This window comes from bacterium (assembly GCA_021108215.1).
Lineage (GTDB): Bacteria > Oederibacteriota > JAAXVQ01 > JAAXVQ01 > JAUVAV01 > JAIORK01.
Window position 1 is genome coordinate 175,163 of record JAIORK010000049.1, and the last position, 25,312, is coordinate 200,474.

Below are 25,312 nucleotides of genomic sequence, written 5' to 3' on the forward strand. Positions count from 1 at the left end.
TTTTCGTTTTTTACACCCATCCCCGTGACGCGAACGTTCTTAGCGCGCTTGCTGTGCTTTAAGCTTTTTTCCAACCGCCCATTTCATCAAAGGCGGCATCAGCAAGGTTGTTGCCATACACATGGCCACAATAATCGCATAAACATCCTGAGAAAACAGATTCATCTTGGCGCCGATGGAGGCAATAATCAGTCCAACTTCACCTCGCGGCACCATACCAATACCAATAATCATGCTCGAATGAATCCCGTCTTTGAACACGGCGGCGCCGCAACCGATCAGTTTGGTCGCAATCGCCATCAGGGTGACAATCACAGCCGTGGTGATAATAGAGACGGAACCAAAAAGGAAAACATTAACCTGTGACCCCATTACCACGAAAAAGATCGGAACAAATAAATCCGCCATAGGTTCCATTTTCTTCTCCAATTCATATTCTTCCCTGATTTCAGCAAAAATCATTCCTGCCAAAAACGCCCCGATAATTGCGGCCAAACCGATCATTTGCGCCAGCGCGGCCAGCCCAAAACATACCACAAGGGGAATAATAAAAGACATATTGCGGGTTTTCATTTTTTTGACCGGATGGAATATCTTATTCACCAGCCATGTACCAAGTACCAAAACAACCACCACAAATGCGACTGCCATAAAAGAAATTTTAATTAAGGCCCCCAGGGAAAACTCACCCTTACCGAGACCGGCCACAACTGCCAGCACAATCATGCCCAGAACATCATCAATCACGGCGGCACCTAAAATAATCCTGCTCTCGGTGGTTTTTAAAAATTTAAGATCCGCCAGTACACGGGCCGTGATCCCCACTGAGGTCGCCACCATGGCGGCCCCCAAAAACAGCGCCGTTTTATAATCATGGTTCAATGCGGCAAAATATGCATACCCGGCCATAAACGGCAGTACCACGCCCATTAAAGCGACCAAAGCCGACTTCTTTCCTACTTTGAGCATCTCGGATAATTTGGTTTCCAACCCGACTTGGAACAGGAGAAAAATCACGGCCAATTCAGAAATAATCATGAGAATTTCGCCTTCATGAATCCATCCCAGCGCATGCGGGCCGATCAGCATACCCACCATGAGTTCACCCACAACGGCGGGCTGCTTAATCTTCTCAAATATTTCCCCCACCAGCTTGGCAGCCACAATAATAATAAACAATTCCAACAATATTTTCACCAAGGCATCATGCATTATTTTTTCTCCTTATTTTCAAATACAATATCGTCAACGCTGTTACTTAAATAGTTGTCATCCCTCGAGCTGTCTTAGGTATTCAGAATAATCATGACTGGATCGTTTTGAGTGACATATTAATGCGCCGCACCGGATGTCTTAATCCTGGAAACGTTTTGTGAAAGCCAGGTCAGGAAACGGCTGACCTCCGCCCGGTTTTTCAATTGATAACCCGCCTTGGATCGGGCAGCGCGCGCGGTACCGCCCATGACAATGCCCATGCCCTCCCGACCCATTTGAGAAAAAATTTCTTCATCATTTTCATCCGCACCCATATACATAACAAACGGCCGGCGCCGCGGTGAAGAAAATTTATTCCATATAAACATCACTGCCCGGTTCTTGCCCCACCCCAGACGAGGACGCATAATCAATTCATGTCTTGCTTCATAGAGTGTAAAAGAATCCATCACCGGCGTCCATACCTGTTCTAAGAGCAGCCGGGTTTTTCTCTGAATAGGTGGTTTTGCCTTGGCAATATTCACCGAGAGTGAGTAAATCCGGTTATCCATGATGACTCCCGGCAACGCTTTCAAATCACCCTCTAATTTTTTTATCAGCGGAGTTAATTCCTGACGTACCCGTTTGGCTTCGCCATGGACCACATTAAGATCCGGTCCCGCTATCTCCATACCATTATTTGCTAAAAAATAAATCCCGGAAAAACCAACCATTTTTTTCAAATCTTGCTGAGAACGGTTGCTGACAACCGCCAGCGTGAGCGCATTTTTTTCCGAAAGCTCGCGCAATTGTTCGCGGTCCTCCGGTTCGAGCGCCATGGGCGCACCGACCGCACTGGCTGGAATTAAAATACTGTCATAATCAATAAACAATAACAAGCGGGTGGCTGCTTCCAGACGGTGTTTAAGAATTTCCAAAGTTGCCTTATTGATAAGTGCCTTCATGGTGCTCCTGAACCTTCGTATTTTATTACTAAATGATTCTACTGCAAAACTCAAAAAAGTCATTGCAAGCAGTTTGCCCCGCGTATGCGGGGTGCCCGCGACAATCTAATTTTATTCTTATAAAATCAAGATTGCGACCACAGGGAGTCCCGGACGATTTCCCAACTGGTCGGGACTTCGTCGCTACCGCTCCTCGCAAGGACAGCAACCAGAGTTTTGCAGTAGAAATATTAAATTACCATAAAACCCCAAAAATTTAAAGGTTTTTTCATCTTCTCACAAATTGACACTCTTGGCCACGGCATCCAGTTGACTTAATTTTTGGTCAACTTTTTCTAAAAATTCAACATCTTCCCGATTGTAATGCAGCAACAAATCAAGTGCCGGTTGATCCTGCTTTTCAATCCAGGCAGCCCACAAGGACATGGCCTGCATCCCATCCACACCCTCGGTTTCCCGCACAAATCCCAATTGCCGTTCAACCGACTTCAATCCGCCTTTTAAACGATGTTTCCAGCAGCGAAACATAATATCTTCATGCCGGTAGAGTGATTTTAAGTCCAGACCCAAGCGGCGTTTAATCACCGGCAAGTCAAACCGGTCGCCATTGTAGGTTTTAATGACCCCTACCTCAGCTACAATTTCCAAAACATTGGCAGATGTCACTTCACTGCCAACCAACTGCCGGGTGCCTTCTCCAGGGACATAGACACCCACAATGGTAATGCTGCCCTGATAGGATGTCTCGATATCCAGATACCCTATTTTCACCTGTCCCGCCATAGTTCTTAATTCCTTTTCCCGGTTGCCGTTAGATCATACGGCGGGTAATCCAGCGCTGAAAAAACATATCCTGAACAATATACTGATCACCCTGACGATCAATCACCTGCCTGATTAACAGACGGTTCAAAGATTTTTGCACTGTTGAAAAACTGCCCAATCCAAACCGCGCCACAAAATCCTGCGAAAATATTTTCTGACCGCCGCCTTGACAAATGGCGGCAATGAGATTTTTCTGATGAAGTGAAAGATCGGACCAGATATTTGAATAGTATTCCGCATTGACCTCTAAAATCGCCTCAATGGCTTGGGCCAAATTTTTATTGGTAATAATCTTGCCGCTATGTCCCTGGTTCCATAATTGACGGCATACCAGTTGGGTATAATTTGGATGTCCGCCTGACACTTCCAGAATTTCATCAATGATGCCTTCAACAATTCTAAAGCCGGTATTTTCAAAGCGGGTTTTAATGTAAGCTTTCATATACCGTTCTTCGATTTTCTCCAGAGTCAGGTAACCAAATGCTTTCAATTCCTCTTTTTTAGCGGGTTTTAAGCTCAGCAAGAGATATCCCACACCCTCATGCTCAGCAGCAATTTCCCGTAAACGACGCCGAAACTTCTCACTCAAATTCCCCCCCGCAGTGACCTCATCAAAACAAACCACACAGGGACGTTTTTTATAATTCACCGTATACTGCGCAAGCTCCAAAACCGAATTGGCAATACTCTCAATATCCCCGCCCTCTTCCAGATCAAGAATCAACTCATCATTTTCTTCCAGTTTCAACGGCAAGTTCTGTTTAATCGCGGGGTCCAATTCCTGGATAAAAGTTCGCAACTCTTTGGGTTGACGGAATGCGGCGCGCAACAACTCTGCTAAATATATTTCAATAAAGCGGGACGGTGAATACGCTCTTTCCAAATCAACATAAACCGTTATCACACCGCGATGTTCCATTTCACTGAGCGCCTTGCGCGCCAAGGACGACTTGCCATACTGAGGCGGTCCATAGACGATAACATTCTTTAAACCCGACAATTCTGAAATAAGATATTCCCGCTCACGATAACGATCTGTAAAAAAATCTCCGGTTACCGATTCGCCATATCGAAAAGGATTGCGATTCACTGTCTCAGCTCCCATTACTCTATTTAGTGTATGTTACGCTTTTAAGCATAAATATACACGATCTTTTTGTCAAGCACATTTCATCATTTTTTTAATATCAACCTGCTGTGCCGAGTGACCTTCTAAAAAAAAAGCGGCTGCTGTTATAAACAGCAGCCGCTTCAAAACATCAGGTTGCTTATTTCGCACCTAATACGTTGTCTTTCAAATCTTTACCAACTCTAAACTTAACAACGGTCTTTGCAGGAACCTTAACCATTTCACTGGTCTGAGGATTGCGAGCCATACGGGCATTACGTTTTTTAACTGTAAAAATACCAAGACCCGGCACTTTATATTTTTTCTCTTTCTTCAATACTTTGTAAAGCAGTGTGTTCTGAGCGTCGAGGAATTCCTGGACTTCTTTTTTCTTCATTCCAGTCACTTCCACTAATTTGTTTAACATCTCGGTTTTTGTCAGCACCCTTGTTCCTCCTTAAAATTTAGTTGACTTTCGGAAGGCCTTATTTATAAGGCTTTCCATATCACCTAGTGAGCAAATTATAGAATACCACCATATTTAGTGCAAGCTTTTTTTATACTAAACTTCATGTAGTACCCTTTATTTAGGGGTCTCATCGAATGCCGGATACATTATAGGCTATATTCCAGAGGATAAATTAGAGGTTACTGCTCAGAAACCATTATTTTAAAAGGGTTAATCAAATAATACTTCAAAACGAATATTTACGCCTGATCTTAAAAACAGGCAGTAAATTATTTCGTAAAAAGTAGAAAAAAATACATTTTTTTTACTTTTTTTCACTATCAACCGTGCTCAGGCTCTTTTTATCTACCTAATCTCCCCAAACAACGATTAAAATAATGAATTTTTGTAGAGACACACGGACGTACATCTCTATTGTAATTCTATCGCGAACCGGACTCTATCCGTCTTGATGGCAATTAAATGCCGGCCATAATCCGGGCGTTGATTAGCTCCTTCACTCCCGCTTGCCTGCGGATTTTTTGAGTTCCTGGAAAGCCGCTTCAACTGATTCCCAGCGCTTGTTCAAATTTTCACGATAGTCTATCCAGCTCGCCTGGTTCTGCGTACTGACCGTTTCTAATTGTGTCCGGAAAGCATCTTGGGTCTTCTCAAAAAGATCACTGCTCTCCAGCCATTTTTCTTTGGCCTGATCGGATAGTTTCAAGCCGCGCCCCTGGAGCATTTCCAAGCGCATTTCCAGATCCTGTAGTTGCGCCCGCATATCCGCCTCAAATACCCTTATTTTTTCTTGAAACCGCACTTCTGAAACTCTGTTGGTCTGCGGAGCAGGTCCGCAGCCTGCACCTAGTATCAAACCAACACACAAAAGTATCGTAACTGTTTGAGCCGCCTTTTTCATGATTTCCGCCTCCTGTAATCGGGGCAATTCCGCTGCCCCATACTTTCCTATTATGGCTTTGCGCTACTTCACTACCACTTTCAGTACTTCCTTTTCCTCGCCATTAATCATAAATACCCGGTGCAACTGCGGCGCACTGCCACGTCAAACACTGCCCATTGTCTTAGGTTAGTTAAATTATACTGCCGTGTATTATTAGTGTCAATCAGGGATGCCACACATGGAAAATAAATTATTAGTTTATACGCCTCAAATCAAGCTGACGTACTGGTTAATTTTTGCTTCCACTGTTTTTTAGGTACAAAAAATTTAATGTCAATTTTCACACCCTGCCCGGAAAGCAATTCCGTAATCCTGGCCAACCGGCGATTGCGCACCACATTGGCCGCAGGTTGTACAACCGGGGTGGCTTGCGCAAACAGACCGCTGCCTGGTTTGAATTCGACTTTCATCGGCATGCCCAAGGCAGACATGCAATCTTCCAATAAATAGCTTATACGCTCTTCCCTGATCTCCACCGGCAAATTCTCATCGGCTGCAGTATTCACGGCTGCCCGGAAGATTTCATCCATCAGCACGGTCGCCGCATGTCCGTACATCCAGGTCCGAGAGTGTGATTGCGCCAATTCATTCAAACTTTGGTACATACGATCTGTCATGAGTTGCCGCTGGAAATCCCTGCCTGGAGCTTGTGCCAGTACGCTTTGGAGCAAATACTCCGGTTCAATGCGTTGCAGGATAGCTGTCGATTGGGAATGCATGAACACCATGCCGGTTAAACCCACCAGTGCCGCACCGCCTGCTAAAACCGCAACAACCGGCAATGCACCGATACTCACCAGCAGCACGGCCGCGCCGGCTGCCAAGCCGCTTAATACACAACCTTGCTGTATCGTACGGTAAAGTGTTCGCGCGGACAGTTGTTTCCGCTGATCCTTCGGTACGATCCGTTTCAACAAACGCAAACCCAGGGGTTGACGCAGCATCTGTTTAAAATCCCTTATGGATACACCGTATTTATCCTGAAATTGCCAGGCCATTTGACGCTGTTTCCAGCCGCTCGCTTCCTGATGCGCCTGCAAGCGCTCCAGCATATTATTTTTTACTTCCGATTGCCTTTCACTTAAGGCTTTGGCAATACGGTCCCGATCATTTACATTAAATTCTCCGTCAAACGCCTTTTGTACCAGACCATAAACCGCAGCGGAAAGCTTCGCGGTTTTCTGCAATTTCGATTTTTCCACGGCGGAAGCCTCTTGGGCGCGCGTTTCCCATTCCCCGACCCGAATCCGAAGTTCACCGCCTTTCCAAATATAGGCCTGTAAATAGGCGCGCAGACGGTTGGCAGGTGATACATCGCGCAAGGAAGGTTCCAGCTCGGCCAGGCGGTCCAGTTTCCCCTCCAACAAAGTCTTTTCCTGCGCGCTCCACAGGTGATCAATCGCAATATCCAAAAGTTGTGCTACGAGCATTTCCGGAATTTGATTATCATAGACATGATCTGTGGCAGGTAGAATGACCTGGCCGACCTTGCGGTCTCCGACCTCAATCTGCTGTAACAATTCGGATTGGAGTACCTTATCCGGCAGCATGGACAGACCGGCTGCCAGCATGCGCATCCAACCCGTGGTGGCTGCTCCCTGTGAGAGAATCAATTCTTTGCCAACACCGTACTTTTTCCACACTTCCCTAAAAGCAGCCACTGCCTCGGCATCTGAAACCTGCCCCTGCTCATCACCCTTGGCTTCCATGAGGTCTTCCCATTGTGTATAAAAATCACTCTTTTCCTGATGCTTCGACCTGACGAAGGAACCCGCCGGATCAGTCTCTTCCTCTGAAATTCTTTTGACCACCACGTCTCTGGGATCCAGCCATCTTTTCTTGTTGGGTTCCGCACGGTAACTGCGGAAAACCGCAAGCACTTCAGAGAACATCGTTCCCAGCAAGGAGCCGGCTGCCAAACCCGGATTGCCTTTTAAAACACCCGGCACCACTGCCAATGCGGTCGACATCCAGGCATTGGGCGCTCCGGCTGCTTTCTTGCTGCCGGGGACAACTTGATATTTTTCCAACAGCGGCAGCAATAGTTTGGACCCGAGTGCCAGAACCACACCAATTCCCAGCGTTGGCAAATTCATACCGGCAATCCCGAAAATACCGGTGATGGCTACTGTCCCGGCAAAAGCACCCAGGAAGGTATTACTTTTTAACAAGCCGGACATGACAGGCAAATGCGGTTCCAGGCGGGACATGACCAGGCGAACCGCTTCGGAAATTTGATGACCTAGTAATAATTTTTTTTCGAATCCATATTGTGCTTCATACTCCATGGATAATCGCTGGTGATAATTCATAAATGACCGGGCTTGCAAATAATTGTATTCTTCTCCCTGATATTTAAAAACATATCCTTCATCCCTATTCGCGAGAGCTTTCTTCATGCGAATGGTGTTGTTATGCGCACGATAATATTCCTGTCCGGCATGACCAGGTTGGCGCCACATAGTCACCGTTGCAGCAATACTACCGAATAGAGATATGAGCTTGCTGGTAGAATTGACCATGCCGGCATATTTTCCCATCGTTTGATAATATCCGTGGTCTGGACCAAATTTTTCAAGCATGGCATATTGTATAAAATCATTGCCAGCTTCTTTATACGCCTGCTGCGTCTCATTAATAAAACTGCTGTTCTTATTTATCCAATTGCCAAATGCTTCTGGTCTTGCATAAGTTAGCCATGCTGTTTCACCATGCGTCGTTTTCAATTCTCCTGCCTTTTTTGGATTGCGTTTAGCCCAAGTATGCACAAAATCATCATCCATTAGAGCATTGGCCATTGCATACGCAAACCAGTTGTTGTCCCCGTAATCTTTTTTCAATTTCGCTATTTGATCCTGAGACGTCCCCAACCAGTCTGACATTTTTTGCCAAGTGGTCGTGTAAGCATGTATCAGCCCAATAATTTGACCATCCGCCTTGAATGCACTGCGCAAGTTGGCTGCCTGATTGGCAAACCATCCAAACAACGGCATGTTGCTTGCCTTGGTTATACGCGCCATTGTTTTTTCAGCCAGCACGGTTGCGGATACACGATTGGATGTCAAATCGGCAATCCCTTGAAATTCACGTAAACGCCCAGGCAATTCCTGCTTTACCTTTTTGGCCATATACTGCATGTATTCATCGCTACCTTTTTCCACACTTACTTTTTCTGTGGTTGGTACTTCACCGGCTTGCGTGCGTCGTACTTCTCCGGCTTTGTTGGTGTCAATCTCAACCAGATAATCCCGCATGATGTTATCAAAAAGACTGAAAAATTTCTTCTGCAGTTCAATGCCGTCTTTAAACTTTCCCGATTTATCATTATCCAGATCATCAAAGAATTTTTGGAAAACCGCACGTTCTGAATCTGTGATATTGCTGATACGATTGATGTCCAGATCCAAACCCGTATTGGAAAAAACACGTTTCCCCTCAACATTGCCACGTTTCATGGCCTGGGCAAAAACATCTGAGGGCGAAAGATCCAATTTATACAAAGCAGCCTTGAATTGCAAATCCTTAATCCCATGCGGCATCGTCGCAAAAATATTCAATCCCTCGCCAATGGCAGGCGCAAAGAAATATCGCTTTTGCGTACAACCTACCTGGTCAACAATCGCCTCGTAGAATTCCTTTACAATCCCCGGACTGGTTTCATGGGTCTCCGCCATCCACTTGGCCACACTGTCCTGATTCAAGGTTCCTTGTTTCGTAATAAAACGATCAAGTGAGGTACGACATTCCTTGCTCAGTACAAGTTTGTCAAAACCATGCACATCTCCAAATGATTTAGGCATAGTATGAATAGCATCTTTGATAGCATCCACTGCCACGGAATACGTGGCTGGTGTCATGCCGTCAATGAGAACCACCTGCGGTTTTTCAGTCCGGACACTGAGTATATCTGAAACAACAATCCGAATAACTTCGCTGTTGTCAACATTTGCACCTTCCCGCCATTCTAAATCAGCCACGCGTTTATCCGTCGCTTCCACCAGTTTTTCAAAATGCTGGCGTACCATCTTATCGGAAAGCTTAATTACCTCCGTACCAATATCTTGGGCTGTAAGTTTAGCCATCCGATCAAGTTGTTTGTTGTCATTACTGGTATAACCCTGCTGAGTCCGACCATGTTCCATCAACACAGCCGCACGCTCTACAAGATACTGATCATAAGACTTTCCTTCCAGCAGACGTAATTGCACATCATCCTCAACCTTATCCAGCACCACGATCCGGTCCCCTATGCGTGCGGAAAAATGAATTTCACCACTCGCAACACTGGAATGATCACCCATCAAAGTGATTTTAGGTTCACCTGATATTTCCACCACTTGTTTACCCAATTGCTTCATGGTTGCTTCCAGACCCTTCAGGGTTCCGGAATAACCAACCACCTTGTCCATACCCAAGAAATTCATAGCCTCCAGCATGGTCACCCGTTCAGTGGTGAAATGCGCCAAAGCTTCACCGACACTACGCGCATGCTGAGAATTTTTCTCAACATAGCTGCGCGCGTTAAACTCTTTGAAAGAAAATTCTATTCCCGCATCCTCGGCCTTTTTCATTTCATAACGCATGATATTTTCAATATGCGTAAGCGCAGACTGCATGTGGTCACCGTAAATGGTATTTAGCTTGCCAAGACCATTGGTGGCGGTTCCATAGTGAGAAACACCGTTTTCATCCACCCAGGCTTTATATTCCCGACCATTGGTGTTGTACATAACCTGGGCTATTTTTTCCAAAAATCGCGCATCGCCTGTGCTACGCACGCTTATTTTTTGAACTTCAAGTGCTTGCCTGATGGTTTTCCCTTGGAACTCCCCATTTATAATTTCATAGTCAAGATTGAATCGAAATTGGCTACGAATTTCCTGACCAGGCTGAAATTCCTGGTTACGAAAAATTTCACGGGCTGTATCTGACCTATCAAGATCTTGCCACAAAATGTCCATCACTTTGGTATATTGATCCATTAAATTAATGGTGGTTTCCGTCAGCTGTTTTTGTAAGGTCGTGGAGAGATAATCCCAAACCCCGGAAGACCCTAAAATGGTGTCAGTGGTATGAAATGCTGAATGTATTTCATCCCAGGCTGCTGTCCCAATTTTCTCAAATCGCGCGGTAATTTGCGCATCCGTGAATCCCTGACCGCGCATTTCCAACACAATTTTTTTCAAACCCTCATTGGACATGGTATAGACCTTGCCCTGCTCAAACCCGTTTGCAATGACATCCTTGACCGTATCTTCGTTAATCACCACGAGACGCTTCTTATTTTTCCATGTCTCCATAGCAGGTTGCTCCTGAATCTGGGTAACCAGAGTTTCATTAGCAGTAAGATACAAAACCGGTGGCGGTTCTTTTTTATATTCAGCACGATACACATCCATGGCCAATTCCAAAGACATCACAGCTGCTGACTTGCCACCGCCCATGGATAAAAGCAGGGCCTCCCCTGCAATTTGTTTGACAATACTGTCATCCTTGCCTGCCACTTTCAATTCCAGATTCAAAAGATGCAACTCAAAAGCGCGAGTGAGCAAACGCATCTGCATATTATTTGCTTCCCATCCTTTGGCGGCACCGTACTGCTTACGCCACTCCACGGGGATTTTAATCAAGGTATCACGAACTTGTTTCAATGCTTCTGAATCACCCGCATAGGTTTTGATGGCGTCATCCACAATCTTATCAATTATTTTACTATCAAGTTCCTGAACACTGCTGTTTACTTCTGCCTCGCTGGACTTAAGTTTTTCAACGATGTCAGTCAAGACATCACCCAATTTTTCGGATTCTATTTCCATACGGTCAATAAGCGTACTGCGCACTCCTTCTGCTTCCATGATCATGCGTTTAGCGCCGCCCTTCTGTATCTTGGCGATCACATCCGCTCGCTCTACTTGCAAATCTTGTGTAGTCATTACTTCACGCCCCAGTAAACGATCCCAAAAACTGCGCTCTCCTGCCTCAATCTTGGCAATACTGTCATTCACATCCAGCAACTCGCTCACAAGTTTCACCGCTTCGCCAGAATTCTCCATATCTTCCAATTTCGGGATTATTCCCCTTTGGCTGGGACTAAAACCCGCGCGTTGTATTTTATTTTTTGCTCGACCCAAGACCTTTTCCAACTTCTTTATTTTTGCCTGATCACCCTGGTTGCGTGCCATGTCCAATTTGTTCTCTAATAAATTGATCTCCATTTCAATTTTGATGAGTTTTTGCTGAGATTGTAAATTCTTGTCAGTGATGAATTTTTCCAACATAAAATCATCTATACGCTCAACTCCCGACTCATTCAAAGCTCGCGCAAATTCTTCCTGTGCTTTTGTATTGAGCATCTCTTTGTACGCATCCAATGATCCATCCGATTTTTTGTCTTTAAATTCCCGAAAATCATCAAGTTGCTTATACAACGCCTCACTGACGACAATTTTTCCCTGCAGTGCCAACGCGCTCTTGAGCGCACGAGACTCGCTGAACTCAACAGCACGTTTGTAGTCAGGATTTTTCAGAGCTTCGACGCTGTCTATACGTCCTGCCAGAAGCTCTCCGGCAACAGCAAGAATGCGAATTTCTTTTAAATTGAATTCAGCAACCACAGCATGCGCTCTTTCAAGCTGTAATGTCCGTAATTCCTTTTTCCGCGTTTCCAAAGCCCTGAATTCCATGCGCGCAATTTCAGAACGACCACTGTCTCTAGTCGCTAAAACTTCCTTCTTATCAATAAGTTTTTCTAAATCCTGAATTTTAGTATCCAGTTTTCTTACTGTTTCGCTTCCGGCACCTTCTTTGACCAATAACAAAGATTCATTAAATGCTATTTGTTCCGCCGCCCTGAGCTCCATGCTGCGGAGTCCACTATGCATTTTATGATCCTGTTCAAATTTCCGGTGTCTGGTCAACGTCTGCTCAAGAGGCGTTACTCTTTCCGACACAATTTTCGCCTCTTGGATACGCGCTTCCACCAATCGCGCGACTTCTGTATTAACCATACGCTCGGATATCAAACGCAATTGTTCGGTAGGCACTTTTTCGAGAATATTCGAAAGCCGAGTTGGTACTTTCTCTTCAATCATTTTAAAAATTGCCGGTTGTGTATTCTCCGGTGCACGTTCCATCACCGCTGCCACCAGACGATCTGTCCCGGGATGTTTCAACAATTCTCCGGCCAGCGCCAGGTGTTGACCGGTAATATCCACAGCATTAAAAGGTTCCGCTATCAATTTGCGGATCGTCTGCTGGGTACTTATTATTTTCTGCTCCAACGCCTTCTCTTTAGTTCGCAATTTCTCCAATTGCGCTTCCTCGTTTTTCAATTGACTGCGCAAAGAATCTGTATCCCCAGCCTTCAATTCAAGTACAGACTTGCTGAGCGCGTCAATTTCCGTGCTCAGGTTCGCGCGTTGGTTATAATCTTTTTCCAGTGGTTTTTCCAAAACCCGGGTATTCTCTTCGACTGAGCGCAATTGTTCCGCTGCCAAACGCGCAACTGCCAAACGCGCAACTTCCGAACTCCCGCCGCCGCGCGTCTGCAGGATTTCCCGCACTTGATCCCGGATGGTAACGAATGCTTTTTCAGCATGAATCACTTCAGCTGCGGTCCGGGCGAGTATCTCCGGAGCAGCACTTGCCGTGCTTTGTTCCTCATATTTTTCAATCGCCGTCTGCAAATTTTCACTGCGCTCAATGAATTTCTCTCCTGCCCGATGCAGGTTCTCTACTATGGCTTTGGCCAGCTCGGGCCCCACACTATAATCACTTTGCCGGGCAGCGATCACCTGTGCCCGTCCCTTGGATTGTTCGGTGGCGGATGCCAGTTCCTGCCGGGCATTGGAAAGGTTTGTTCGCGTTTCCATGGCAGACATCATTTTATTTTGAGACCGTTTCATGCGCATGGTATTCCAGGTATTGCCAAAACGCTGCTCGAGATTGCCAAAACGCTGACCGAGATTGCCAAAACGCTGACCGAGATTGCCAAAACGCTGACCGAGATGACTATCACCTTGCTTCCTGACTTCTAAATGTTGGTCCGCCAGGCGGGAATACTGATCCGCTGCCTGCCCCATCCGCGTTTCCGCACGTTCCAGGCGCGTGTTCAGCTTCCCAAAAGCGTCAGATACTTTTTCCGGATTGGTCAAATTTTTGGTACGCCGTGCGGACAGCCGGTTACCCACCAGGCGAGCCCCTGCCTCAAGCACCGACTGACCGGTCAGAATTCCCGCGATTTGCCCGGCACGCTGCCTGACTTTTTGCATGGGGCCGGTTTCTTTGCCAACTTCAGAACTGCCTGCTTTGGCAGTCGCCGGATCAACCGATTTAGGTCCCATCGCGTTTATCATGTTAACTGCAAAGCGTTGGATGAAAACCTGGCCGGAAATAATTTGCAAACTGGTCTCGAATCCGCGCACCAGCGTCCCGGCCGGATCTTTGTCCCAGGACATCATTAACTGCTCCCTGGCATTTGGCTTCGTATCAAAAGGACGTGCCCCTTCAGGGGATCCACCCTTGGCATCGGCGCCATCTGCCTGACCGGTCTTTACATCCTGACCACCGGCAAGATTTTTCATTTCCTGCGGATCCACATGTCTGAGCAAGCTATCGATAGCTGCATCATGAAAGCGCGAGCGTCCGGTCAGGCCCACGTCAGCTTTTTCTATCCCTTGCCGCGTCTCGGTTTTCATACCTTCAGCACCAGCACGCTGTGTGCCTGCCTGATCCATGACATCACGGTAGTGCTGCTGTACATCCGTTAATTTGACTGTTTCAGCCTTCGGCGCAAACATACGGTTCATAAGGCTGCTCGTACCGCCCAAAATACCGTTTTTCATACTCTTGAGCATACCGCCCCAATTTTTCGGCGCAAATCCCTGCAGCATACCGCGTGCCGCGTCTGCCGCATCGCCGGCCCATTGCCCGGCTTTCTGCGCCGGTGTATGGTGATGCGCGCTTCCGGAATCAGTCTCTGTCTGTCGTGTATTTTCGCCTTTTTCAGTCTGTTCGGATTTGCCGCCTTCAGCCGCATTGCCCTCCGTGCCGCCACCCTCTGCGGCAGCAGTGGTCACGTCTTTTTCAGCTTTTGGCACATCCCCATCCAGACGTTTGATACCTGAAAAGAGATTTTTAATCATATCCCTACCTGCGCCGGTTTTTGCAATATCCTTGATGGAAACTTCCAATCCGCGAATTTGTTGCAAAGGGGCATTCCGGAGCATATCCGGAATATGCTCCTGCATACGCAGTTCAAAAGGCTTGTTGTTCATACCGTCCAGAATCTTCTCCACACCCTGGGCATTCTCCGGTAAAACCCGGGTAAGCTCCCGGGCCAAACCATCCATGACTTTTGAATCCAGTTTGCCGTCATTTTGCATACGACTGACGGTTTCTCCGAACTGGCTCGCGGATTTTTCAGAACTGCTCGCAACGCGCGCCAAATCCTTCATGCTGCCATTACTTGCGGCTGCTTCCACAAAATGTTCCATGGACTGACCCGTCTTATCTTTTGCAATCGCATCTGCCAAAACACTACGCCCTGCCTCAGTTTTTTCGGCTGCCCGCAGCATTGTGTCGGCAGCACTTTTGCGTGTTCCCGAATCCATTTTATCCAACGCCCGGACCATGCCATCCACATTGGCATTCATCATGGTTTTCATAGACAGCATGCGTATATTTTGAGTCAACCCTTTACCATTGGCAATCTCCATGGCAACATTCTGAATTCTGGATGTCAAAGCAGTGTCTTTGCCATCTACGCCGGCAATGATATCCATCGCCTTTTGCCCACTCTCTCCTGATGCCAAATCAGCTACAAAAGTTGCACGATTTGTATTGGTCGCATCCGTACCGGCTTTCACAGTTTCCCGGATCATGGTATCAGACAATATATCGCGTGCCATATAATCACGCACCGTCATACCGTCTTTGGCAAGTGTCGAGGCAACTGTTTTCAATACGCCCCCGTCTTTGGGCAGGGATTCCGAGATGTGCCGGCTAAAAGAGTCCACACCTGCGACCCTTACATTGTTGCCGTCAATACGGATCATGGTTTCCAAAACCCGCGCGGCCTCTCCCGTGGCGAGTCCTTCCGTACTGGTTTTAAAAGCCGCGTCCGCCACGCGGGCATCCCCGAGCTGCGCCAGACCGGTCGCCATGCGATCCAGGGCCAGGCTCATCTTCTCTCCGCCTTGAAGCATCCCTCGGGTTGTTCCTGATTCCATTTTCGTACGCGCAAGATTGATTTCCGCACCAATGGCTTTAAAAACCTTGTCGAACTTGGGTAATAATTCAAAATTTTTAGTATCAAGATTCACAGATTTCAAAACATCCATACCCACGCCAAATTTACTCAGTACTGTACTCACAACTGCCGATTTACCCGATAATTCATGGAATGCCTCATACTTTTCGATGCTGGAAAGATCTGTCCGTGTGGCAATATATTCTGCGGCAACTTTGGCATTTTCGACTTTAAAATTCAATTCCGATCCCCGGACCATATTTTTCAAGCCTTCCCCCGCGCGTAATACCATGCTACCTTCACGCACTGTTGCCGCGTCAAAGCCTCTTGAAAAATCCATCCCCCTGATTTTTAGATTATTAGCCGTCTTTTTTACAAAGCTGGTGAAAGCCACACTCATTTCCTTGTACTCATTCCACTGGAACAAGGCCAGTAAGGCGGCGCCCGCCACCATGGCAACAGCATCCGCAATTTCAAAAAGATCATCCGGTACCTGGATGCCGTCTGAGAGCAGCTTCCCAAGATTTATGAAAGTATCTTTCAGATCAAAAAAATCACGAATATAAAAATCATAAAACCACATGGTGAATCCGGTTAAGCCTCGGTTTAAAGATGCCATCCCTGCGCCGTATAAAAATGATTTTCCCACAACACTGACAATAGTAGAAAGCGTGGCAGCCAGCACCTTGCCAATTTTTGCAATAATCACAGGATTTTGTAATAAAATACCGGCAGTGACCATGACCAAAATAATAAAATTATTCGCAACAAATTTGCTAATCCCGTACCATTTGGCCGCAGTGACCGCAACATAAATATCGATTTTTTCAGTCAACCAGGTTTCCTGACCGTCTGTCTTTTCCATCATCCAATTATGTATAGCATCCGGCGCCTCACGGAGCACATTATTTGCCAGCCAGTTAAACCCAGCCACAAAAGGAGAAGCAATCACCTGGATGGGCACCAATATGGCCGTACCCACTATCGCAACCCAAGAAGCAAACAACTTTGTACTTGTGTCCAAACGCGTCCAAAAATTTGATGAAAGCGATGTTTTATATGTCTCCCAATTTTCTCCGGCAATATTCAGGGAATCCGATACTGTAACCACCTGTGTATTCCAGGCATTTTCGACTTGTTGCCACCATCCGGTTTTTTGCTGACCCCGATAGTTGTATTGCTCATGCGAATTCATTTGGGTATTAAAGACCACAATATGTTCCTCAGCTTGATCAACACCCCAAACCAGGCGCCCTTCTTTCGACTGATCCACTTGTCCTAACACTTCACCATTCAATATCATATTCGTAATACCCTGGGTATCCGCATACCCATGCAGCGGTCCATCAATACCAACCGGCGGGTTCAGTACTGAAAAATGTATGGCGCGATTATTATTGGCATCCTGACTAAAAGAATACACACCATCTTGCGAATATACGACCTCCATGTCATCAATCACAGAAGACATGTTCCCACTTTCCACAGCACCAAGTATCTCTTCACCAATACCCGTGGCATGAATCGCCTCCGCTGTTCCGGAAAAAGCGGTTATAATAAATTGACTATCCATATTGAGAAAACCATGTTTTTGCACACCCGCAATGATGGTCATTTTTTGATCACCAACCACCACCGAGCCAACCAGTTGAGCATCATCATCCGCTTCGACGCCCATTTGCAAGGTGACATTGCCTTCCGGATCTAAATAGTTAACAGTATGTACAAGCAACTTCCCTTCCTGGTCTTGAAAGTCTTTGGCAATAAAACCGGCCTGGTTTTCCATATAAAAGGTGATGGTTTTTCCGCCGATACCATGTAACTGTAATACCTCCGGCGGGCCGATAACGGTATTGATGAGAAACTTCCCTTCCTCTGCATTCACGCCTGACACAACCGTCACATAATGCCCATCAATAGTGGTGTGTCCAACCAGGTTGAAAACCGATTGACCCTCACTTTGGCCGATACTGACAGTAAACTTCTCATTTTCTTGATAGGTCACATCAAATGACTCATACGGTGAGACCGCTTCAGTATTGGTCGCACCAAATGTTCCGTATGGTAAAACCGCTTCAGTATCGGTCGCAACAAATGCTCCATATGGCGAAACCGCTTCATCTGTCGGGCTTGACAACCTATACTGGGCAGGAATATACGGACGCATTCCACCTCCCAATACGGTCCCTTCGCCGTTTTGTACCCGGTTCATCTCATCCACAGCTATATTGGCGGCTCGCAAGGCTGCTTCCGTGCCGATGGCGCTGACAGCCTGCAGATTTTCACCTGTGGTGTCCAACGCTGCACTGACACGCACCAGACCTTTCGCTGTGACCATCACACCGGCCAGACTGTACATAGTCACACCGGTGACACTATCTTGCTGCACACCTACTGTGTAAACACTGCCGGGATTGTAGATAACTTCACCAATGGTACCCTCGATCTGACCTTGACCGGCTTGTTCAAAAATAATTTCATTGGACGCGATATTCATGGCTTGCAAGGCTTCGCCTGTGCCGCTATAGGACGTGGCTTCAAAACCAATTTGTTTATCCGTGTTGTCGGACATAACGGTAATCACACCCTGGCTGGTATGGATCATACCGATCAGGGAGTGGTTAATCCGGCCATCCGCATGCCGTCCAAAAGCCACGGTCATATTGCCATGGCCGTCCACAAAATCAACCTTACGACCTAACGACACTTTTTCAACGATGGTGCCGCCGTCTTCGCCTACGCTGATATTTTTTTTCACAGCGATTACGTCTGCATACCCGTTCTCATCCACATCACCCGCAATCAGGAGACCCAACGCGTACAGGACATCCGGCGGTCCTGAAGCTGAAGTAATGTGCATGCCCCGCAGCAGCACACCTTCCGCATTTCGCATATCGCCGGCCACGATGGTGATGCGCGGATCATCCTGTAAATGTCCGATTAAAGCGGTCGTGGTTACTCCGGTCTCGGTATCCAATCCCAATGACACGGTATACTGATTGTTCTCATCCGCAAACACCACCACGCCCTGATTACCGGCCTCATCCAAAACCATATCCGGTCCCAATACATTCAGCTGCGCAAACCGGGCTCCGGCAATCCCCAGCGCGATCAGTGATTCCTGAGAACCAACCGCCGTATTAATCACCAAACCGGCCAGATATCTCCCTGCCGCATCTTGCTGCCGGCCGGACACGAGGGTCACACCGGGATCAGCTACCGCGTGGCCTACCAGGCTGAAAGTCGTTTCACCGGTATGCTGATTTGTCCCGAAGGATGCTGTCACCGACCCTGTCTGATCGGTATACTTCACTTCGATATCCTCAACCGAACCATCTTCCTTCACAATGGTCGAAACCGCGGTGCCATCCCCTGCCAGTTCATCAATTTCATCAACCGCAATACCGTTCGCACGCAATGCTTCACACGGACCAACGGCGGTAGACACCATGAGTTCATCTTCAAGATTACCCTCGTGGTCCAGACGCCGCTCTACCATCATGGTCACACGCCGGTCATCTGCCAGGCGTGCAATTAAAGTATAGGTAGACTCACCCGTGGTGCTGTCCGTATTGAAATTAATCGTGAAATCGCCGTCTCCGTTTAAAAAATCAACCGCATAACCATCGACCGATGCCTGGCCGTCCATACCCACGCGTACCACTTCCTCAGCAGCAATGCCCGCACCAATCAAGTCTGCATAGGCGCCGGTGACTGTGGAGATCTGCATACCCGACACCCCTGTGCCGCTCTCATTTTGAACAGGTACGGCCACAACCGTCACTGCCGGATAATCCACCAAGCTGCCTTCCAAACTATACGTCACGGTCCCGGCTGCATTCTCACTCAGATTCATTGTGTAGAAACCATGGGTATCCTGATAGTTCACCTGGTGCGTCGTTGTGGTACCATCCCCATGCTTCACAACCGAAGCGGCCACACCCTGGGTCATCGCTGAAAATACTGTGGCATCCGCGTAACCGCGCGCAATAATTTCCGCTTCCGCCCCCCGTACCCGCTGTACGGTCCAAACCGGCTCACTGCCTAAGGATGCAATATCCAGGGTGGACGTCGTTTGGAATACCACCTCCCCAAACACATTGATCTCTGTTTCAATCTCCGTGACCTGACCATCTTCTCCCAACTGCACCACGACCGTACGCTTGCTTATCTCGCTGTAGGAAATCACCTGGCCGTGACGATTGTCATACTGGGCAATGTTCAGGGTAATCTGCTGCAAAACATCAAGTTCCAATACTTGCTGCTGCCCGCCGCCTTCTTCTCCCTCACCGCCCTCGCCGCCCTCGCTCGGTAAGGAGCGTCTGCCCGTGGCCGTATATTCCTCCCGCACACCCTCTGCGGAGATCAAAACGAATCCCCCTGACGACGAGTCTTCAAACGTAAAGCCCTCACTCCCGGCGGCTTGCAGGCTCTGCATACATGAATTTGTGATATTGCCGTCTGCGTCATATTGGAGTACCACACCGCCCATGTTATTCAAGGTGACCTCAGTCCCCAACAACTGGCCGGCATCATTATAAAAAGCCTGTGCCACACGCATACCATCCGTGCTGACCTGCCGGACCGAGAAAGCATACGCAATGCTTTCTCCATTCATTTGCAGCAGTTGATCGTTGGCATCCGTGGTGACAAACTCAAAAACCTTTTCCACACCGCCGTCCGCCGTGTCATCCAAAAGTATGCTGACGATTTCTCCATTTTCATAGTGAGCCAAATAAGAAACTTGCCGGGAATCGCCTGATGCATCTTCCGCAGTCAGGGTATTGTTGCCAAACACAAAATAACTACCGCTTTCAAAATCACTTTGTGTGCCAATAAAAACGGTCCCGGTCTCGGTTACATAAACAGGTTTATCTGCGAGATCATATTCCTGCAGCATCGCTTCCGGTATCATGGCCAATATCGCAGCGTCAATATCTAAAACCGGGGTAATCTTCTCCCCGCTTTCGAGGGAAATAGCTTCACCCGCCTCATTAAAACTGAAGCTGGTTCCCGGTTCGCCTGCGGCCGTCAACTCCGGCAGCGAACCACCCGACGGAACAATTTCCTGCACTGCCATAGCCTGTTGCGTCAGAATATCGACTTCCACCACATACAGGGTTCCCTCAAGATTCATAACGATGGTTTGTACAGGATCGCTTCCCGGTTGAATCATCATGACAGTTGAGATAACCGTATCCTCGACGCCATTCACACCCGGGACAGTGACCCTAATATCCACCTGTTTGGATGTCATAACCATCAATCCATCCTGGTTTTCATATATCTGGAGAATTTCCTGGGTCTCTGCTTTCGTGACCAGAACGTGTGCAACAGATAAGTCTCCGAATTCATTTACCGCTAGGGAGATTGTGAGCGACTGACTGCCGGAAGCAATTTGGATTGTATAACCGCTGTCCGCAGCGGGCATGATCACCGCCCCGGTATCCGGGTCCACAAAATACTGGGCGCCGCCGGCAAACGCGGCATCCAGCGCTGTCTGATCCAGGTTGGCAACCAACGGATCAAGTATGGGTGTGATATCTACATCCGGTAATTCGGTCAACGCGTTTAAGCGCACACGCAAAACCAGTGCCCCTGCCAGGTCACCTTGTTCAACCAAAGCGGCAATGCCGTCCTGCACCAAATGCACGGCCTGCACTTCACCCAGCAAACACACGTTCGCAATCGAAGGGGGAGCATTGGGCATGGAGGTAATGAGATTATAATTTTGCAAAGCACGCATGCCCACTCCGGCATGGATGCCGTTATTCTCCGTCAGCATTTGCATCGTATTGTCTAATATTTCAATGGCTTGAACCGGCTGACCACCGGCAGTAAGTATTTCGGCGCGGGTAATACTTGCTTGCGCGAATACCTCAACAGCACCTGATTGAAGCGCAAAATTCAGGGCTATATCGGAACAAACCATCGCAGTCGGCATGTCACCGGCAATCATGGTAAGCAAAGCCAGACCATTGTAGGCACGCGCCGCCACGTCAAACAAACCGGCTTCCGCCGCATTGACCGCAATGTCCTCTATCTGAGGAATAATAGATACGATGTCCAGTGCTTTAATTTCGGATACAGTCAAGGGCTGGTTTTCCGCATTCAACACCGACATCTGTCCGGAAGCTGTAAAAGCGAGATCATAGCCAAAGCCGCCCAGATCAATCATGACGGCCCCGGTTTCGTATAAAGTAATCGTATCCTCATTCCGAACCAGAGTAACCACCTGTTGGCCATTGACGTCATTTCCCTCAACATGAAAACCATTGATTCCGGCTTCCAGCGCTTCTGAAAATAAAGCCGCGCTGAAACCTTCGGGTGTTGACATGTCCGGGAGGGTTTGAAAATCCGGCGGGCCCGCAACTTCCATCGTCGCGGCAACCAAATCCGTTTCCAGTAAATAATCTGCCAGCGTCGATGAGATAGTGACCGCTGATACCGGTGTCGATAAAATTTCTGCAGTTCCCACGACCGCTATTTGCAATCCCGGCAAGTAAGTCTCGTATTCCGACAGCACATTTTGCGGAGTCCCCCCGGAACCGGGCTCAGCAGTATAACCATAATAGGCACTCTGTGCCCATAAGGGGATGGCATCCACCAGTGCCGCTACCGGAGATTCCGGCGGCGGCGCATAGACGTTCCAGTTTGAAGTCTCTTGCCCCATCGCATTATACTCAATCGCGGCAAAATGTTGACCCTGTGTACCATTATCATTTAGATGATACAATTGCTTAACCACGCTGCCATCTTCCCCGTAAGCAATCGTCCACGAGATGCCCTGCATACCATTCCCGGCACCGGCATAGGCATCCCAACCGGAAATCTCCCGGCCCTCACGATCATAGGTCAGGCTATGAAACAGCTCTCCGGCAGTCCGGTTCTCGTCCATGTGATGATAGTTCATAGCATAGGTGCCGTTCGGATTTTCTACACGTTCCCAGACCATCCCGACCGCACCTGTCGCGGTTTCCTGATAAAGGTTCCATCCCGAGATCACAGTAGCGTCCGCGCCGGTGCCGGAATAGGTAATACTCTGATACAACTCACCTTCCTTATTGGATTCCGCACTAGCATAAAAACTCATCGTATTGCCTTCACGTACTGAATACACGCCGTGTGTACCGTTGCCTGAAGCCTGATATTGGTTAAAACTCGCGACGACCCCCGATGATGAATACTGGACCCAGGAATACACAGCCGCTTGCACCGCAACCTCATAGGACTGGCCATTATTGGTTGCTGCCACCACAGCCATAAGATCGGACTGCTGCACCATCATACCGCTTCCGGTTTGCACATAGTGCGTCAACACACCATAATTTCCATTCCCAACCGGTGCCCCAAAATCGCAACCGGCTGCTATCTGTCCCCGGTTGTTATAGCTGATCCATTTCACAATGTTGCCTTCGGCATTGGAAAAATAAACAATGCGCTTGTCAGCATCCCGCACCCAGTGCTGTCCGCCGGTTTCATACCCTTCCGCAGTATAGTCCCAGCCTTCCAGTGGAACACCATCGACCCGGTGGAGGGACACTTGCAGCAGACTGCCGGTATCATCACTCCCTGCATATGTGGAGTACGTTATCGTGCCATCACCATTGCTTATGCCTTCGGTATAACTATTGGTAGCAGGATCATAGCCTTCTGACATTCTACTTTCCCACGGTTTTAAATCCGCATAGGGATTCACCCCGGAGTTCATCGCAGCTGCTTCCGGTGCATTGAGCTGAATTTCCATTGCAGTTTGAATGAGCTGGACCTGGTTTTGGTTTGGCATGGCAGCCAGTATCTCTGCAACTGCGACACTATCATACTGCCGCAAAATAGCCGCAGCCTGATGTACTGCCATCTGCTGGAGCAAGGAGACCTGTTCGGTGAGCGGCAAGCTGCTCAGCAACTCCATGGCCTCTCTTGAATCCAACGCCCCGAATGAAGACATAATATTTTCATAGCCGTTTTCTTTGTCTGCGTCGGCAATCTGACTAAACGCTTCTGTGGAGATATTTTGCAGGGTCTCCGCCGCATTGTCCGGATGCATGGCACCGATAATATTTACGGCCTGTGCAGGATCCATGGCCGTAAGAATCTGGACCGCTGTTTCCGGTGACTGGGTTTCAAGGTAGTCCCCGGCTGTCTGTGGTTCCATACTTGTAAGCAGGGTTGACACTTGCTCTGTGCCGATAACATTCAAAACGGCTGTGGTTTGCTCTGGTGCACATTGGGTAATAATCCGGTTTGCAACTTCCGGTTCAAGTTGCACCAATATATTCGCAGCTGCCTGAGGTTCCAGATTTCCTATAAATGCGGCGGCCGCTTCCGGCGCGACTTGTGCCAAAACTTGCGCCGCCTCGTCGGGTGATACATTTGCCACAATACTTCGGAATTGCTCAGTGGTGGCGCCATTCACAACAGCCAGCTTCTCTGTGGTCGACATCTCCGAGAGAATAACCTGCTGATTGGTTGACGGTAACTGACTGAGCAGTTCTGCCGCCACTTGTCCGGCTTCTGAAGTATTTATTTGTTGCGGCAAAGCAGCACCATTCTGGTTTTGCTGGGCCATGGTTAAAAGCAACTCCGCAGCTTTGCCGGTTTCTATATTCTGCAGGACCTGCCCGGCTGCATCCGGCTGCATTCCCGTAAGCAACCGGGCTGCATCCGACGGCTCCATAACATCACACGCATCTGCCATCGCCGGGGGTTGCATCAAATTGGCCACATCAACAGCTGTGTCCGGCGGCAAATTAACGAGCACCGCTGCGACCAAATTCGAATCCAAATTTTCCTGTGATAAAGTCGCCGCCAAATCCTTAGCACTGAAATCATTTGCCAACGCATCAATGACATCGGCATCCTCAAAGGGATTTGGACCCGTACCGTTGAGAAATGCATTGATCATACTGGATACTTCACCGACCTGCTCAGTGATCGTCTCCATGTCAATCGCACCGGGGTCTTCTATAAGCTGTGTACCTGCCACTGATTCCAGGTCATTGACCACCACAGCCAAATCCACCTCCGGAAAAGCCATATTTTCCGGCCCTACCTCCCAGGCCGTTTGAATGAATTCAGGTGATTCACCACCATTCTGCATGCCAAACGCAGCGGCTTCTGTAGTCAAATCCATGGACTGCAGGCTCATATCCTCTGCCAGCGGTTCAGTAAACGCAGTGAGACAAAAATCAGATACTGTATTCAGGGCACCTGTATTCATTTCAAAGTATAAAAAATTCATTTGACTCATGCTGCCAAAATTCTGGGGCGAGGGAATATTAACTTGTATGCGTGGAGCAGTATAAACGGGAATTATAACTTGAGGAATTTCAATTGGTTTCGGCGGGGAAGAAGTACTACCACTGCTGCCACCGCCGCCGTATCCTGGATCATAATAAGCATACACACTGCCTGTATTCGAGATAATAAAACTAATCATAATTAGGAAGCTGACAATAGCACGGCTTCTACGTTGAAGGTTTTTGGCAAACAATCGCCACCAACACCTGATGGTTTTCACAATATCCATAATATGACCCTTCATATTATCCAGTGATAC

At 47.9% G+C, this 25,312-nt stretch carries 7 protein-coding genes; all 7 read right to left on the bottom strand.

The window, feature by feature from the left end:
• Positions 1-39 precede the first annotated feature (39 nt).
• The 7 genes from K8S19_11610 to K8S19_11640 all read right to left on the bottom strand — a co-directional run bounded on the left by K8S19_11610 (position 40) and on the right by K8S19_11640 (position 25,003).
• Positions 40-1,212 (bottom strand): cation:proton antiporter, encoded by a 1,173-nt coding sequence (locus K8S19_11610; GenBank protein ID MCD4814325.1) that lies wholly within the window; start codon positions 1,210-1,212, stop codon positions 40-42.
• 119 nt (positions 1,213-1,331) lie between these two features.
• Positions 1,332-2,159, bottom strand: a complete 828-nt coding sequence (locus tag K8S19_11615) for an HAD-IIB family hydrolase (protein ID MCD4814326.1) — start codon at positions 2,157-2,159, stop codon at positions 1,332-1,334.
• Positions 2,160-2,435: 276 nt separating this feature from the next.
• Positions 2,436-2,942: a ribonuclease H-like domain-containing protein gene (locus tag K8S19_11620; GenBank protein ID MCD4814327.1), complete on the bottom strand. Its 507-nt coding sequence runs from the start codon at positions 2,940-2,942 to the stop codon at positions 2,436-2,438.
• A 28-nt stretch (positions 2,943-2,970) separates the two neighbouring features.
• Entirely contained in the window at positions 2,971-4,074 is a 1,104-nt protein-coding gene (locus K8S19_11625; protein MCD4814328.1) for an ATP-binding protein, read from the bottom strand.
• A 178-nt stretch (positions 4,075-4,252) separates the two neighbouring features.
• On the bottom strand, positions 4,253-4,537 hold the full coding sequence (locus K8S19_11630) for an HU family DNA-binding protein (protein MCD4814329.1): 285 nt from the start codon (positions 4,535-4,537) through the stop codon (positions 4,253-4,255).
• A 520-nt stretch (positions 4,538-5,057) separates the two neighbouring features.
• Positions 5,058-5,462: a hypothetical protein gene (locus tag K8S19_11635; protein MCD4814330.1), complete on the bottom strand. Its 405-nt coding sequence runs from the start codon at positions 5,460-5,462 to the stop codon at positions 5,058-5,060.
• A gap of 254 nt (positions 5,463-5,716) precedes the next feature.
• Positions 5,717-25,003 carry a hypothetical protein gene (locus K8S19_11640; GenBank protein MCD4814331.1) on the bottom strand — a complete coding sequence of 6,429 codons (19,287 nt, stop codon included), beginning with the start codon at positions 25,001-25,003 and terminating at the stop codon, positions 5,717-5,719.
• Positions 25,004-25,312: the final 309 nt, after the last annotated feature.